Source organism: Flagellimonas algarum (genome assembly GCF_040513375.1).
Classification (GTDB): domain Bacteria; phylum Bacteroidota; class Bacteroidia; order Flavobacteriales; family Flavobacteriaceae; genus Flagellimonas_B; species Flagellimonas_B algarum.
This window is the reverse complement of sequence record NZ_JBEVTG010000003.1, coordinates 112995-127071: the sequence shown is the minus strand read 5'-3', so window position 1 is coordinate 127071 and position 14077 is coordinate 112995. Positions and strand designations below refer to the sequence as shown.

Annotated in this window: 8 protein-coding genes and 2 tRNA genes; 3 read left to right on the top strand and 7 right to left on the bottom strand. The window is 49.8% G+C overall.

Annotated elements, in window-relative coordinates; translation table 11 throughout:
• Positions 1 to 74: 74 nt before the first annotated feature.
• The gene (locus tag ABV409_RS14265) at positions 75 to 1232 is read left to right on the top strand and encodes a helix-turn-helix domain-containing protein (protein ID WP_353878293.1); all 1158 of its coding nucleotides are present in this window, start codon (positions 75 to 77) and stop codon (positions 1230 to 1232) included.
• Positions 1233 to 1272: 40 nt separating this feature from the next.
• On the opposite strand, the gene ABV409_RS14260 is transcribed toward ABV409_RS14265, so the two are convergent.
• The 5 genes from ABV409_RS14260 to ABV409_RS14240 form a co-directional block, all read right to left on the bottom strand.
• Positions 1273 to 3066 (bottom strand): arylsulfatase, encoded by a 1794-nt coding sequence (locus tag ABV409_RS14260; RefSeq protein ID WP_353878292.1) that lies wholly within the window; start codon positions 3064 to 3066, stop codon positions 1273 to 1275.
• Between the two features lie 115 nt (positions 3067 to 3181).
• Positions 3182 to 3256: transfer RNA gene (locus ABV409_RS14255), tRNA-Pro, on the bottom strand.
• Positions 3257 to 3364: 108 nt separating this feature from the next.
• Positions 3365 to 3448: transfer RNA gene (locus ABV409_RS14250), tRNA-Ser, on the bottom strand.
• A gap of 160 nt (positions 3449 to 3608) precedes the next feature.
• Positions 3609 to 5921 (bottom strand): TonB-dependent receptor, encoded by a 2313-nt coding sequence (locus tag ABV409_RS14245; RefSeq protein ID WP_353878291.1) that lies wholly within the window; start codon positions 5919 to 5921, stop codon positions 3609 to 3611.
• 121 nt (positions 5922 to 6042) lie between these two features.
• Positions 6043 to 8082, bottom strand: a complete 2040-nt coding sequence (locus tag ABV409_RS14240) for an HD family phosphohydrolase (protein ID WP_353878290.1) — start codon at positions 8080 to 8082, stop codon at positions 6043 to 6045.
• A 113-nt stretch (positions 8083 to 8195) separates the two neighbouring features.
• Between ABV409_RS14240 and ABV409_RS14235 the strand changes: the two genes are divergently transcribed.
• Complete coding sequence (locus tag ABV409_RS14235; protein ID WP_353878289.1) at positions 8196 to 9374, top strand: acetyl-CoA C-acyltransferase; 1179 nt, start codon at positions 8196 to 8198, stop codon at positions 9372 to 9374.
• 9 nt (positions 9375 to 9383) lie between these two features.
• Entirely contained in the window at positions 9384 to 10136 is a 753-nt protein-coding gene (locus ABV409_RS14230; RefSeq protein ID WP_353878288.1) for a C40 family peptidase, read from the top strand.
• Positions 10137 to 10187: 51 nt separating this feature from the next.
• Here the strand turns inward: ABV409_RS14230 and ABV409_RS14225 are convergent, their stop codons facing one another.
• A complete protein-coding gene (locus tag ABV409_RS14225) occupies positions 10188 to 11438 on the bottom strand; it encodes a tetratricopeptide repeat protein (protein ID WP_353878287.1) in 1251 nt (416 codons plus the stop codon).
• A 35-nt stretch (positions 11439 to 11473) separates the two neighbouring features.
• Positions 11474 to 14005 carry a DNA gyrase subunit A gene (gyrA, locus tag ABV409_RS14220; protein WP_353878286.1) on the bottom strand — a complete coding sequence of 844 codons (2532 nt, stop codon included), beginning with the start codon at positions 14003 to 14005 and terminating at the stop codon, positions 11474 to 11476.
• Positions 14006 to 14077: the final 72 nt, after the last annotated feature.

The window sequence follows — 14077 nt, the reverse complement described above, 5'->3', positions numbered from 1 at the left end:
TCTCAAATAATGGATGGACATCTTAAAATCATCGGCTTTTCCTTAACTTCCATCCACAAACAACCCGCCACCACTTGGATGAACTGCTTTTCTTCGATTACAACCAGAAGAGTTCGGTACTGCTGATCTTTTTTGCCAACGCCCTGCTATTCACCCTACTCTTGTACCGCAAAGGCCGACTTGAAAACCGGAGCAGTAGCCTATGGCTCGCCGGCTTTGTATTTCTGGGGGCACTCTATATCGTCCCTTTTATGTGCGGCTATGCCGGGTGGTATGGCGAATCGTCATACCGCACCTTCCTGTTTTTCGTTCCGTTTCAACAATTGTTCCTAATCGGACCGGTCTTCTATGGCTACATCCTTTCGCTGTTGGATACCAACTTCCGCGTGGCCGGTACACAGTGGCTGCACTTTCTTCCTGCTGCACTCTACCTGCTCTATAGTCTGATCGTATTCGTTGGGGACGTTTTCGTTTTCGACAGCTATTATTTTTATGCGGATGGGATGGACAAGGACTTGGACCCCTGGTATCAGATTGCGGGATTGATTTCGATGTTGGCCTATTTGATGATCAGCCTAAAAGCCCATGCAGCCTACCGTAGGTTGGCCGTGCAACAAGTGAGCTATGCGGATGCCATCGCCTACCAATGGGTCAAACATTTCGCCATCGCCTTCGGGCTCATGCTGCTCTTGCGGGTGCTGTTCTTCATTTTGAATCCCGAATGGTGGGAGTTCGGCCGAAAGTTCTGGTACTACCTCTGTTTTTCGATCATGCTGCTCTATATGGCCATTGCCGGCTATTCGCATACCCTCAAAAGCGGTCAAAGCTTGGCTATGGGTAGCATCCCCCCAAAACCCGATAGCAATGCCAATGACCCAAACGAAATCGACTTGCAGCAATGGAAACCCAAAATCGACGCCTTGTTCGCCCGGCAACAACTCCATAAAAATCCCAACCTGACCCTGATCGAAGTGGGGCAACAGTTGGAAACCAACCGTAGTGTAGTATCCAAAGTCATTAACCAAGGGTTTCAAATGAACTTCAATGACTTCGTGAATGAAAAGCGGGTGGTCTCGGTCATTGAGCAACTCCAGAAGAAGGCCCACGGTACAAACACCCTGCTCGGCATTGCTTACGACTGCGGGTTCAACTCAAAAACCACTTTCAATCGGGCCTTTAAAAAGTACACCGGGGCCACACCCAAACAGTATATCGCCGATAACGGACTCTAAGCGAACGCGGTGAATATGGGATTCGGTAGTTAGGGTGGGTCTATTCCAGTTTGCGGAGGGTCAACAACCTAAAGTCCATGATAGTGTCGTAGGTCTTTTCAACGGCTTTCAAGCTCAGGCTGTTGGTATCGGCCTTCAGGTCGATATTCCCCAGTACCATGGGTTGAAAGGCTTTGACATAGGATTCTTGCCTAGGGTAGCGGTCTTGTTCATGACCGATCAGCGGGGGGTCGTGGGCTTCGGTGATTGTCGCCTGAAGTTGTTGAGTTCCGAACTGGAGTTGCAACACAGACCCGATCGCTTGCGGGGCACAGGTGTAATAGACAACGGCCTCATAGGTGCCCGGTTCAAGTACCTCAACTTCCCATGTAATGCTGTCTTGAAGGCTGGTCCAGGCCGTTAGAAACGAATCATTCGGCCAGCGGTTTGAACGTATGATACCACCATGGGGGGTCGCGTCACGTGCGGGGAGCTGGGTCGGCAGGGTGCCGAAACCCACGGGCAGGCTGCGCAGATCTTCTTTGGGTAATTCGGTCAAAACCTCGGCCATCCATTGGGTTTTATAGGCCTTCATGCGCTCCCATTGTTCGGGCTGCTCGGCAGTGACATCGGTACGTTGCCCAGGATCTTCATCCAAATCATACAAACGGTCATCTTCGGCCATAAGATAACGGTCGTCTCTAAGGCTGACCCTGTTTTTCCAATGGGTAACCAAATAACGATCGTCCCAGTCCGGAGCGGTATTGAGCAATAGGGGTTTCAAACTCATGCCGTCGAGAGCTTCGGTTGGTGTTGGCAATGTTGCGAGATCGGCCAAAGTGGGGAGGATGTCGATCGCCCCGGCGATACGGTCAACACGGGTGGCTGCGGGGATCGTTCCTTGCCAATTGATGATGAAGGGCACCCGTACGCCCCCTTCATCGGTCGCCCCTTTTTTTCCTTTGAGTTCACCATTGAAGCGGTGGCTGTTCGGCCCGTTATCGGACAGGAACACGATGATCGTACGTTCACTGAGGCCTAGGGATTTTACTTTTTGGTGGATCCGTCCTACGTTCCAATCGATGTTCTCACATAGCGCATAGGCGGCCTTGGTAAACTGCAGGTCCTCCTCTTGCGCATACCTATGGGCCGTTTGCAGGTCGGCATCCTGAACACCGGCCCACCATTGATCGGGTACCTGCATCGGACTGTGCGGCGTATTGTACGGAACGTAGACGAAGAAAGGGGCGTCTTTATGCGATTCGATAAACGCTAGGGCGTGGTCGGTCAGGTCGTCGGGTAAAAAGCCATTTCCGGTCACGATTTCCCCGTTATGATCCAACATCGGACTGAAATAGTTGCCCCAATGCCCCGAGGTAAATCCGTAAAACTCTTCAAATCCGCGGTTGTTGGGATGGTACGGCCCTTGGGTACCGCTATGCCATTTTCCAAAAGCGGCGGTGGCATAGCCGTTGGCCTTAAAGTGTTCGGCGATGGTGGTCTCGTCCAGATCGATGCGTTCGCCCCCTTCTGAGGTGGAAAAGACCCCACTTCTGACATGGTAACGTCCGGTTAAGAACTCGGCCCGGGTCGGCGAGCAAACCGGACTCACATAAAAGCGTTCGACCACCGCCCCTTGTTGTGCCAGGGCATCGATATGCGGCGTTCGGATTTTCGAATTACCGTTCATACCCAAATCTCCCCATCCTTGATCATCGGTAAGGATGACGATGACGTTTGGGGGTCGCTCGGCCTCATTTCGGTGGGTATCACGGCAAGCCCATTGAAATGCCAGGGTGCAGCACAAAAAGACCCAATAAGCGTGAGAGCGGGTTTTAAAGGTGGAAGGTCGCATACCACGAAAGATAAGCCCTTCTTTGGAAACATGGCAATGCTTCGATGGATATAAAACAAAAAAAGGTCCTCTTCAGAAAGTAAGCTTTCTACGAGAACCTTTTCGGCTTTATGTGTCGGGGTGGCAGGATTCGAACCTGCGACCTCCTGCTCCCAAAGCAGGCGCGATAACCGGGCTACGCTACACCCCGGACTGAGCTTCACATCGATGTCGTATTGACATCCTTAGCGAAAGGGCCAGCTGAACGGCTGGTTGACATTTGCTAATGCAGCTCGAGTCTCTTTTGACTTATGCCTCGCGGAGAGACTGGGACTCGAACCCAGGCGACAGTTACCCGCCGACAGATTAGCAATCTGCTCCGTTACCACTCCGGCACCTCTCCTATCTTTTGTAAAGATCGTTCGCAAAAATTGCGGACGCAAAAATACCTTTTCCCGTCAAAGGATGCAACTATTTTTGAAAATATTTGAGGGGCATCCGATCCCTATGGTTTTGAATGGTGATACGCTCCGGAAAGAACGCCCTCGCGTCTGTGGGTCTTCCTATTCCAAGCGATCGATTGTCTGCTGCAAATTGGCGGTTTTCCCTTCAGCCGTAATCACCTTGGCATCAATGGTTACCGTCGCTTCGCTGTCCCATTCAGGTAAGGCCACGCGGGCCTCCCCATTGGCATCGGTACGCAAAACGGGGTTCCAATACAGTGTCTTTTCAGCACTTTTGGCCTGAAGGCTTTTTGGCAATCGGTATTCGTCGAAGCCGAGCGATTCATGATACCCTTGAAAGGTCAATTGAGCGTCTTTACGGGCCAAATAGTTTTGGTTCGATCCGCTGCGGGTATAGATCAAAATCGCCCCTCCGGCAGCACGGGTCCCGTACATTGATGCGTTCGGCCCAAAGAGCAACTCGATACGCTCCACATCGGTGGCCGGTACCAAACTGATGATATCGATCAAGGCCGCAGGTTGTGGTAATGGAAATCCGTCAATGACCCATAGGATCGGACCCAAGCCGGCTACACGACCCAAAACGATTTCCGGGTTGATATCCCCCATCCGCAATACACGTACACCCGGGATGTTCAAAAACATCTGGGGAATGGTCTTCGGGCGATCGAAATCCTGGTATACCACGCGGCTTGGTTGGATTCCATAAAAGGAGGGTTGGTAATACCGTTCGGTCTTTTGTTCGGTTAAAGTCACCTCTTCCAAGGCGATGAGGTTCTCCTCATTTTCAGTCTCAAAAGCCAAGGCCGACTTTTTGGCCAATTTGTTCTTTGTAGTGCGTTTCTGCCCATCGTTCTGGGTAGATTCGGATATGGGTGGTACGTCATACGCATAGGGCACTACGCGTACCAAGCGCTCCCTGGTTTCTTCACCCGAGGTGCGGAAATGCATGCCCACTTCTCCACTGAATTGCAGGTTCGAAAGTTTGAACAAACCTTCATCATTGGTACGCAAGTCCTCAATGACTACATCCTTTCCGTCCGAAATGTAAATCTGCATGGGGGTATCGGTCAATAAGCTTCCATCAAAATCAAAGGCTTGTCCATAAAACTCCAAACCATTTTGGAAATCGTACTTGATCTTCTCTGGAATTTCGACTTCGGAGAGTCCTTGTCTTTGTGTAGCTTGTTGGGTCAGTAAGAGCAGGTCATTGGCAAAACGCGCATTGCGTTCGTTGGTAAAAACAGAGGCCTGCTTTGTCATCTCCTCAACAGTCGCGGTAACCGCCACCGAGACTTCGGTCTGCACGGGCTTACCTTCGGTATCCCGTACCTTAAATACCAGTTCTTGCCCACCTTTGTTATCTTTCTCCTTTCGCGCAACGATCTGAAGGGCCTCCCGATCGATGACCACTGGTCTCTTAGCCCAAACCTGCCCGAATCCATCCTGCACTTCGAGGTTCATCACCCCGGTAGGAATGGATTTTTTCGGAATATCGACTTCAGCGATACCATCCTTAAAGGTAATCTCCGTCTCGAATTGGGGTATCCCATTAACCACGCCCCGCAGCTTTACCGCATTTTCGCGTAGTTTTTCGCTGGCAGTGATCCGCGCATTGATGACTTCATCCATGAGCGTATTTACCTGCATGGTATAACCCACATCGTGGACTTCGGGCAAGGCTATGCGGTGGCTGTCATTTATGACAAGATGGTATTGCTGTCTTTCTTTTGGATTCAAGAGGAAGGTTCCGAACCCTACTTCAAAATCCTTGACCTGCACCACGACAGCATCATATTGATCGACTACCGTCAAACTTTGGACATCATCTTGAATGGCAACGGCCACACGGTTTTCCAAACCAGCCACTAACTGTCCGCCTTCAGGGAAAACCCCAATTGAATAGCTCACTTCGGTCTGTGGTGTGGCTTCAGGTTCCGGGTTACCGATGCGAACGGATTGGATGGCGAAATGCTCTGGTCCATAGTTCTGCATCCAGCGGGTATAGACCCGGAAAATGTAATCGCCCTTTTTGGTCCGTTTCGGGATTTGGAACGACCCCTGTGACATCCCATTGGCAATCGGATGCTGCTGGGCCGCGATCAACTTCCCGTCGGTATCCAACAACTCCACCTTCAACACCTCACTGGCACTGACCCTCCGTTGCTTTTGGCCCGTCAATACATAGGCCTTGAAGAACAAATGGTCTTTAGGCAAGATCTGTTGCTTATCGGTATGCAATACGATCTGTTCCCGCCATATCGCTAAAGAGTCCTGCACATTGACTTGAAAGGTCGCAGTGTTCTTTTCAGGACCGGACCATTCCGAGGGGCCCGATTCTTGGCCAATTGCCATTGGCGCAATGAAAAGGAGCATACATAGAGGCAGCAAAACAACGGATAGATTTTTCATAGCAATACGGATAATGTTAATAGTAATACTTTCAGTTCTCATTTAAAGATACAACTCAAATCAATGCCTAGGATACACTTTTTCAATACTTTAACAAGAAGGAAGAGCCACCCTGCCCTCTTTATTCTGGATACTCTACCCGGAGATGGTAAATATTCGTCAACTTCTTCTTTAAGACTTTTTTGACCGCTTCGATTTCTTGAAAGGTGATATTGGCGTTGAGAAATTGATTGGCCTGCATCTGCCCTTGTACGATTTTCTCGACAAAGTTGTCAATGATCGGATAGGTAGGTTCTTTAAGGCTTTTCGAAGCCGCTTCAACGGCATCGGACATCATCAAAATGGCCGTTTCCTTCGAAAAAGGGATCGGTCCTGGATAGCGGAATGGGGCATCTTCGGTTTCGGGATCCGCTTCTTGTTGTTTCTTGTAAAAATAATATACCAATGAGGTCCCGTGGTGGGTACGGATAAAATCGATGACCCTATCGGGGATGCCGTTCTTGCGGGCCAGCTCGATGCCTTCGATAACATGGTCGATGATGATCTTGGCACTCTCCTTTGGGGGCAGGTCATCATGGGGGTTCACATTGGTGATCTGGTTTTCAGTAAAGAAGGTAGGTTTGGTCATCTTGCCGATGTCGTGGTATAAGGCCCCGACCCTGACCAACATGGCATTGGCCCCGATTTCGTTCGCGGCCGCTTCCGCTAGGTTCGATACCTGTAAGGAATGGTGAAAGGTACCCGGTGCCTTATTGGCCAATTCCTTCAGTAATTTGGAATTGGTGTCCGACAATTCCAAAAGGGAAACATCCGATACCAACCCAAAGATCTTCTCATACATATAAATTAGCGGCTGGGCGAATAAGGTGATCATCCCGTTCAGAAGGAAAATCCCGAAGGTGGTCCACTCAATGGTTTCGATGGTGCCTTCCTGAATGACATGAAAGGCAAAATACCCTACGATGTATATCAAGGTAATCTGCCCTACCGAAATAAAGAGGTTGGCCCGTTTGTACAATTCCGATACCGTCAATATGGTGACGATACCCGCAATGATCTGAAGAAAGACGTATTCGAAACTGTTCGGAACGACAAAACCCAAAATCAAAATGGTGAGTACGTGAACGAACAGCCCCAAGCGGGCATCGAAAAAGTTCTTGAGGATCAACGGCAACACGCATAAGGGAACGACGTACACATAGCTCTCGTCATTCTTGACCACCATGGTAGTGATGAATACCATCAACAGGATGTTGACGAAAATAAAAGTGACCTTGTTGTTGTTCGCATAGATGGAGGGCCGGTACTTCTTTAAAAACAGCAACAGCATGATCAACACCAAGGCAACGAGTAAAGCGTAGCCCAACAAAATGAAGTATTGGTTGTTGCCCTTCCAAAGTTCCGATTCGTACTCCTCTTTCAGCGAACTCAGGATGTTGAAGGCCTCCGATTCGACCACCGCCCCTTTGGCGATGATCAATTTGCCGGCCTCGACCTCACCCCTTGTAAAAGAAATACTCGATAACTCATCGGCCAAGGCTTTGTCAGAAAGGTCTTTGTTGAAAACGGTATTCGTCTGTAAGCTGTTATTGACCAGCGCGGCCAATTCACGGTACACCCCATAATCACCGCGTTGCCTCAATTCGGCGTCTACATAGGCTTTGGCCCCTTCGAGATCGCGAACCTCTTGTGAACGCAGGGAAAGCGCTTCTTGATCTTTGACCAAGGTGATGCGGCGCTTGGGGACATCAGCGGCAAAAATCCCGTTGGCGTAGACCGAATCGAGCAATGCCTTGCCCAAATCGTAAAGTACTTCTTGTTGGGCCGGATTGAAACGGTCGTTGCCGAAGTTGGTTTCGAACGCCGTGGCATACCGGGCCAAAGCCGCCTGCTGCATGCCATTGTCGTAATCGAAATAGCGTTGTTGGTTTTGGGTAAGCGAATTGCGCTCCTCGGCCAGTTCGGTCTCGGTTTTCTTGATCGAAAAATCGAAGGGGGCGACCAGATTTTCGTATTGCCAGGATTTCCCCTTTTGGAATTCGTATTTGAACTTGCCTTCCCTCGGGAAAAAGAACACGATCAGGCCTATGGAAACGAAGTAGAGGAAATACTTGTAAATAAGGGACTGGTTTTTGTAGAAGTTGTCCAATGAGTTTCCCATAGTCGCGATGTATCCCTTCAAAAATAGAAAAAACTTATCGCATCGACTCTTCCGTCCGAAACAAATGGATTGCTGGATTATTTAGTATTTTCGCTGGACTAATTATTGAATGAATGAAGGAAGTAGTTATCGTAGCTGCCGTACGTACGCCCATTGGGAGTTTTATGGGCAGCTTATCAGGAATCGCGGCCCCGAAATTGGGTGCCATTGCCATCAAAGGAGCACTTGAAAAAGCCGGCATCGGGCCTGAAATGGTCGATGAGGTCTTAATGGGGAATGTCGTCCAAGCCGGAACAGGCCAAGCACCTGCCCGACAGGCGGCCATTTACGCTGGAATTCCGGATACGGTACCATGTACAACGGTCAATAAGGTCTGTGCTTCAGGGATGAAGACCATCATGCAGGCCGCACAGGCCATTGCCCTCGGTGACGCGGATGTCGTGGTCGCTGGAGGAATGGAAAATATGAGCCAAATACCCCATTACGTGCAGATGCGCGCTGGTAAGAAATTCGGCCCGGCCACCATGGTCGACGGCATGCAACGCGACGGATTGGTCGATGTATACGACCAAAACGCCATGGGGGTTTGTGCCGATGCTTGTGCTACGGAACACGATTTTTCAAGGGAAGACCAAGATGCCTTCGCGATACAATCCTACAACCGTTCGGCCGAAGCCTGGCAAGCGGGGCGTTTCGATGCGGAAGTCGTACCGGTCTCCGTACCCCAGCGAAAAGGAGATCCCGTGGTCATTTCGGAAGATGAAGAATACAAGAACGTAAGAATGGAAAAGGTGCCGGCATTACGTCCGGCCTTTACCAAAGACGGTACCGTCACTGCGGCCAATGCTTCGACCATCAACGATGGTGCGGCGGCCTTGGTTTTGATGAGTGCCGAAAAGGCTGCTGAATTAGGAGCCAAACCCCTGGCCACGATCAAAGGATATGCCGATGCCGCCCAAGAACCGAAATGGTTCACCACGGCCCCGGCAAAAGCCTTGCCCAAGGCCTTGGATAAGGCCGGTGTGACTATGGATGCCATCGACTTCTTTGAATTCAACGAAGCCTTTGCCGTAGTCGGCTTGGCCAATATGAAACTTTTAGGGCTCACTGATGATAAGGTGAACGTCAATGGGGGCGCCGTATCTTTGGGCCACCCTTTGGGCTGTTCAGGGGCCAGGATCGTGGTTACCCTGCTCCATGTGTTGCAACAGCGTGACGCCAAACTAGGAGCTGCGGCCATTTGTAATGGTGGTGGGGGTGCTTCGGCATTGGTCATCGAACGCAACCAATAGGGATTACCCATGCAATATGGACTTTGCCATTTGAGTGTCGTAGCGGTTCGCACCGAACCCAGCCATAGTGCTGAAATGGTGACCCAATTGCTTTTCGGCGATCATTTTAAGATCACCGAAGAACGAAAGCATTGGAGCAAAGTCCGCAATCATCACGACGCCTGCGAAGGGTGGGTTCCCAACAAACAACTCCAAAAAATCGATGCGGCGAACTTCGAAGCCTTGGGGGCGGCAACGCATCCGGCATTGACGACGGATCTCGTATCGCATTGTGAACTGCCCGGTGGATTGCTACTGCCTTTGGTTCTGGGATCTAGGATTGATACAGTTGCTCATATCGGGGCCCGTTATGACGAAGAAGTGGTAACGGTCAAGCCTTCCAAACCTACCATTATTGAAAATGCCTTCCTGTATTTGAATACCCCCTTCTTATGGGGTGGAAAGACCCCCTTTGGCATCGACGCCCCGGGTTTTACCCAAATGGCATACCGACTCAGCGGTTTCGCCCTACCCCGTGATACCGAACAGCAAGCGAATCAGGGAGAAGCATTGAGCTTTATCGAAGAATCGGAACCCGGTGACCTGGCTTTCTTTGATAATAAGGAAGGGGTCATCGACCATGTGGGCATCATTTTGAAAGACAACTACATCATTCACGCCCATGGCCAAGTCCGCATCGATAGGATCGACCATACGGGCATCTTCAATACCGAGGCCAAACTGTATTCGCATCAATTGCGTGTCATCAAAAAAGTAGTATAAAAAAACCCGGACCAATGGCCCGGGTTTTTTTGTTATTTGGGAAGGGGATGCTTACTCCCCGATCAATTTCTTGATTCTCATGAAGTTCTCATTGTCTCCCAAAGCACCGTAGATGTTTTTCAACTGGGCCAAGATCCCTTCGTTATCAGGGTTCTTCAAGAGGGCTTCTTCCAAGACTTTCGCACCTTCAAGGAACAAATCGTCTTTCTTTTGCTTCAGCTCATCATAGCGCTGCGTATCGGCACGTGAGGTACCCAAAGTATTCATCTCATCGATCAGGCTGTTGCCTTCGTTCACATAGGAAGTCGAAAGGTTCAACTGGGCGTTGACGTAATTCGGATCGACCTCTAGGGCTTTGAGGTATGCCGCACGGGCTTCTTCCAAATTGCCTTGCTCCATATTGATGACCCCGATGTTATACAACAAATCCGGGTTGTCAGGCGCCATTTCAGAAGCTTGGGCCATCAGTTCCTTGAACTTGTCCTTCTCCCCCAAGGAGTAGTACAAATTGGCTTTGTTCAATACCAAATTCACATCACCGGGATTGCTGGCAATGGCATCTTCATAAGCGGCCAAGGCTTGGTCACTTTTTCCTTGCTCTTGGTAGATCAAGGCGATGTTCTTGACGATTTCAGCACGCTTTGATGGAGTACGCTCTTCTTTAGGGTCTTTATGGGTATTCGCTTTGACGTAAAGATCACGGGTGGTTTTATCCATGGTCTCGACTTCACCGGTAGTGGTGTTGACCGCCGTATACTTGACCTCACTACCATCGTAATTCAAGTCTTTCAATTCTTCGTAGAATTTGATGGCTTGGTCGTAATTGTCAGGTCCAGCATTGACCGCACTACTGGCCGCATAATACAGGTATACGGTGTCTTGGGGACTGAGTTTGTAGGCCAGGTACAATTTTTCAGCACCGGCGACGTAGGCCTTGTTTTTGTTGTCATCAACCGCGGCATTGACCAATTCAGAGGTCATTTGCCCCATTTTTTGTTGGGCGTCGGCGGTGAATTTCTTTTTCCCACTGGCTTCTTCAACGGCGATCACCTTCTTAAAGCCCTCGACCGCTGGTTCGAAATTGGCCAAGTTCATGTTGGCATTCGCCAAAATCGAGTAGTACTGGGCCTGAAGCTTGGGATCGGCGGCGTCGATCAATGAGGCCGCAGCTTCCAAGGTGATCTTCGCTTCCGCGGCATTCCCTCCTTTAAGGGCTTTATCGGCAGCCTTGATCTCTGCTTTCTGCGCAAAGCCCATCACGGAAATCGAAAGGGCCGCTAGCAATAACAATTTAGTTTTCATCTTTTTTGTGTAATTAAATATTTAGTGTTTACTGATCATTCTTTGGTTTCCGGCGTATCATTATCAAGAGCCATGCCATCTTCACCGTTCACTTCGATATTGCGGATATCGGCCTCATCGACGGCTTCTTCGTCTTTCATGACTTTGGCTACGGCGGCAATCGAATCGTTGTTCTTGATATTGATCACCTTGACGCCTTGGGTCGCCCGACCCATCACCCTGAGGTCTTCGACCCCCATGCGAATGGCGATACCCGATTTATTGATGATCATCAGGTCATCGGAATCGGAAACGTTCTTGATCGCGACCAAACCGCCTGTCTTTTCGGTGATGGAAATGGTTTTCACCCCTTTTCCTCCCCTATTAGTTACGCGATAATCATCGATGCTGGATCTTTTTCCATAGCCATTTTCCGAAACGACAAGGACATTGTCCTCAAAGTTGTGTACCGAAATCATACCGATGACCTCGTCATCGTCACTGGCCAAGGTGATTCCCCGGACCCCGGAGGCGTTTCGGCCCATAGGTCGGGTCTTGCCTTCTTCAAAGCGGATGGCCTTCCCTGATTTCAGACCCAACAAAATCTGGCTGGTTCCAGTAGTCAGTTTGGCTTCGAGCAATTCATCCTCTTCCCGGATGGTAATCGCATTGATCCCATTTTGACGGGGGCGTGAATACTGCTCCAGGGAGGTTTTCTTGACCGTACCCTTCTTGGTGGCCATAATGACGTAATGGCTGTTTACGTAGTCCTCATCCTTAAGATCTTGGGTACAGATAAAGGCTTTGACCTTATCTTCATTATCGATATTGATGAGGTTTTGGATGGCCCGTCCTTTTGAGGTTCGGCTTCCTTCGGGTATTTCGAAGACCCGCATCCAGAAACATTTTCCTTTTTGGGTAAAGAAGAGCATGTACTGGTGGTTGGTACCCACGAACAAATGCTCCAAGAAATCCTCATTCCGGGTTGAAGAGGCCTTTTGCCCTACGCCACCGCGGTTTTGGGTTTTGTACTCCGTCAAGGGGGTACGCTTGATATAGCCGGCATGCGAGATGGTGATGACCACTTGCTCGTCGGGAATCATATCTTCGATGCTCAGGTCACCACCTGCGAAGTTGATTTCGGAGCGGCGTTCATCGCCATACTTGTCCTTGACCTCTTGCAGCTCATCTTTTATGATCTGCATCCTTCGTTCTTTCTTGTCGAGGATGTCTTTCAAATCCTCGATGGTCTTCAACAGTTCGTCATATTCCTCGCGTAGCTTGTCTTGTTCCAGACCGGTCAATTGACGCAGACGCATTTCGACAATGGCCTTGGCCTGTAGTTCGGAAAGCTTAAAGCGTTCCATCAAGCTGTTCCGGGCATCTTCCACATTCGAAGAGCCCCGGATGATCTTGATCACCTCATCGATATTGTCGGAGGCGATGATCAGTCCTTGTAGGATGTGTGCCCGATCTTCGGCCTTCTTCAATTCGAATTTCGTACGGCGCACCACCACGTCATGTCGGTGTTCGACGAAATGATGGATGATCTCTTTGAGATTGAGCAATTTCGGCCGCCCGTTGACCAAGGCGATATTGTTCACACTGAACGACGACTGCAAGGCCGTGTATTTGAACAACATGTTCAAAACGATATTCGGAATGGCATCACGCTTCAGGATGTAAACGATGCGCATCCCTTTCCGATCCGACTCATCGCGAATCGAGGAAATACCCTCGATTTTTTTATCGTTGACCAAATCGGCGGTTTTCTTGATCATATCGGCCTTGTTGACCTGATATGGGATTTCCGTCACGATGATACATTCCCTACCCTGAACTTCCTCGAAATGCGATTTGGCCCGCATCACCACACGGCCCCTACCGGTATGGAAGGCATCCTTGACCCCATCGTAACCGTAAATGATTCCGCCCGTAGGAAAATCAGGGGCTTTGATATGGGTAATCAATTCATCGATTTCAATGGCATTGTTGTCGATGTAGGCAATGGTGCCGTCAACGACCTCTGAAAGGTTGTGCGGGGGCATATTGGTCGCCATACCTACGGCGATCCCCGAAGCCCCGTTCACCAATAAGTTGGGTACCCGGGTGGGTAGTACGGTCGGTTCTTGCAGCGAATCATCGAAATTCAGCTGATGATCTACCGTATCCTTATCGATATCCGCCAACATTTCATCGGCGATCTTTCGCATTCTCGCTTCCGTGTAACGCATTGCTGCCGGACTGTCACCATCGACCGATCCAAAGTTTCCTTGGCCGTCGATGAGCATGTAACGCAAACTCCATTCCTGGGCCATCCGCACCATGGTGTCGTATACCGAGGTATCCCCATGGGGGTGGTATTTTCCAAGTACCTCCCCGACGATACGGGCCGATTTCTTATGGGCACTGGTCGATCTGACCCCCAATTCGTGCATTCCGAAAAGCACCCGGCGGTGTACTGGTTTCAGGCCGTCACGGACATCGGGCAAGGCACGTGACACAATGACCGACATCGAGTAATCGATGTAGGCAGATTTCATCTCATCCTCAATGTTGATAGGTATCAATTTTTCTCCTTCAGCCATGCTAAAATCCTTGTAAATTTTGTAGTTAAATTATCATGGCAATATACCAAAAAACAGGCCTTTTAGAGCGCA

Bases quoted from the DNA above. Each gene is read 5' to 3' on its own strand.
- ABV409_RS14260 (WP_353878292.1), bottom strand. From the start codon at position 3,066: ATGCGACCTTCCACCTTTAAAACCCGCTCTCACGCTTATTGGGTCTTT.
- ABV409_RS14245 (WP_353878291.1), bottom strand. From the start codon at position 5,921: ATGAAAAATCTATCCGTTGTTTTGCTGCCTCTATGTATGCTCCTTTTC.
- ABV409_RS14240 (WP_353878290.1), bottom strand. From the start codon at position 8,082: ATGGGAAACTCATTGGACAACTTCTACAAAAACCAGTCCCTTATTTAC.
- ABV409_RS14235 (WP_353878289.1), top strand. From the start codon at position 8,196: ATGAAGGAAGTAGTTATCGTAGCTGCCGTACGTACGCCCATTGGGAGT.
- ABV409_RS14230 (WP_353878288.1), top strand. From the start codon at position 9,384: ATGCAATATGGACTTTGCCATTTGAGTGTCGTAGCGGTTCGCACCGAA.
- ABV409_RS14225 (WP_353878287.1), bottom strand. From the start codon at position 11,438: ATGAAAACTAAATTGTTATTGCTAGCGGCCCTTTCGATTTCCGTGATG.
- gyrA (WP_353878286.1), bottom strand. From the start codon at position 14,005: ATGGCTGAAGGAGAAAAATTGATACCTATCAACATTGAGGATGAGATG.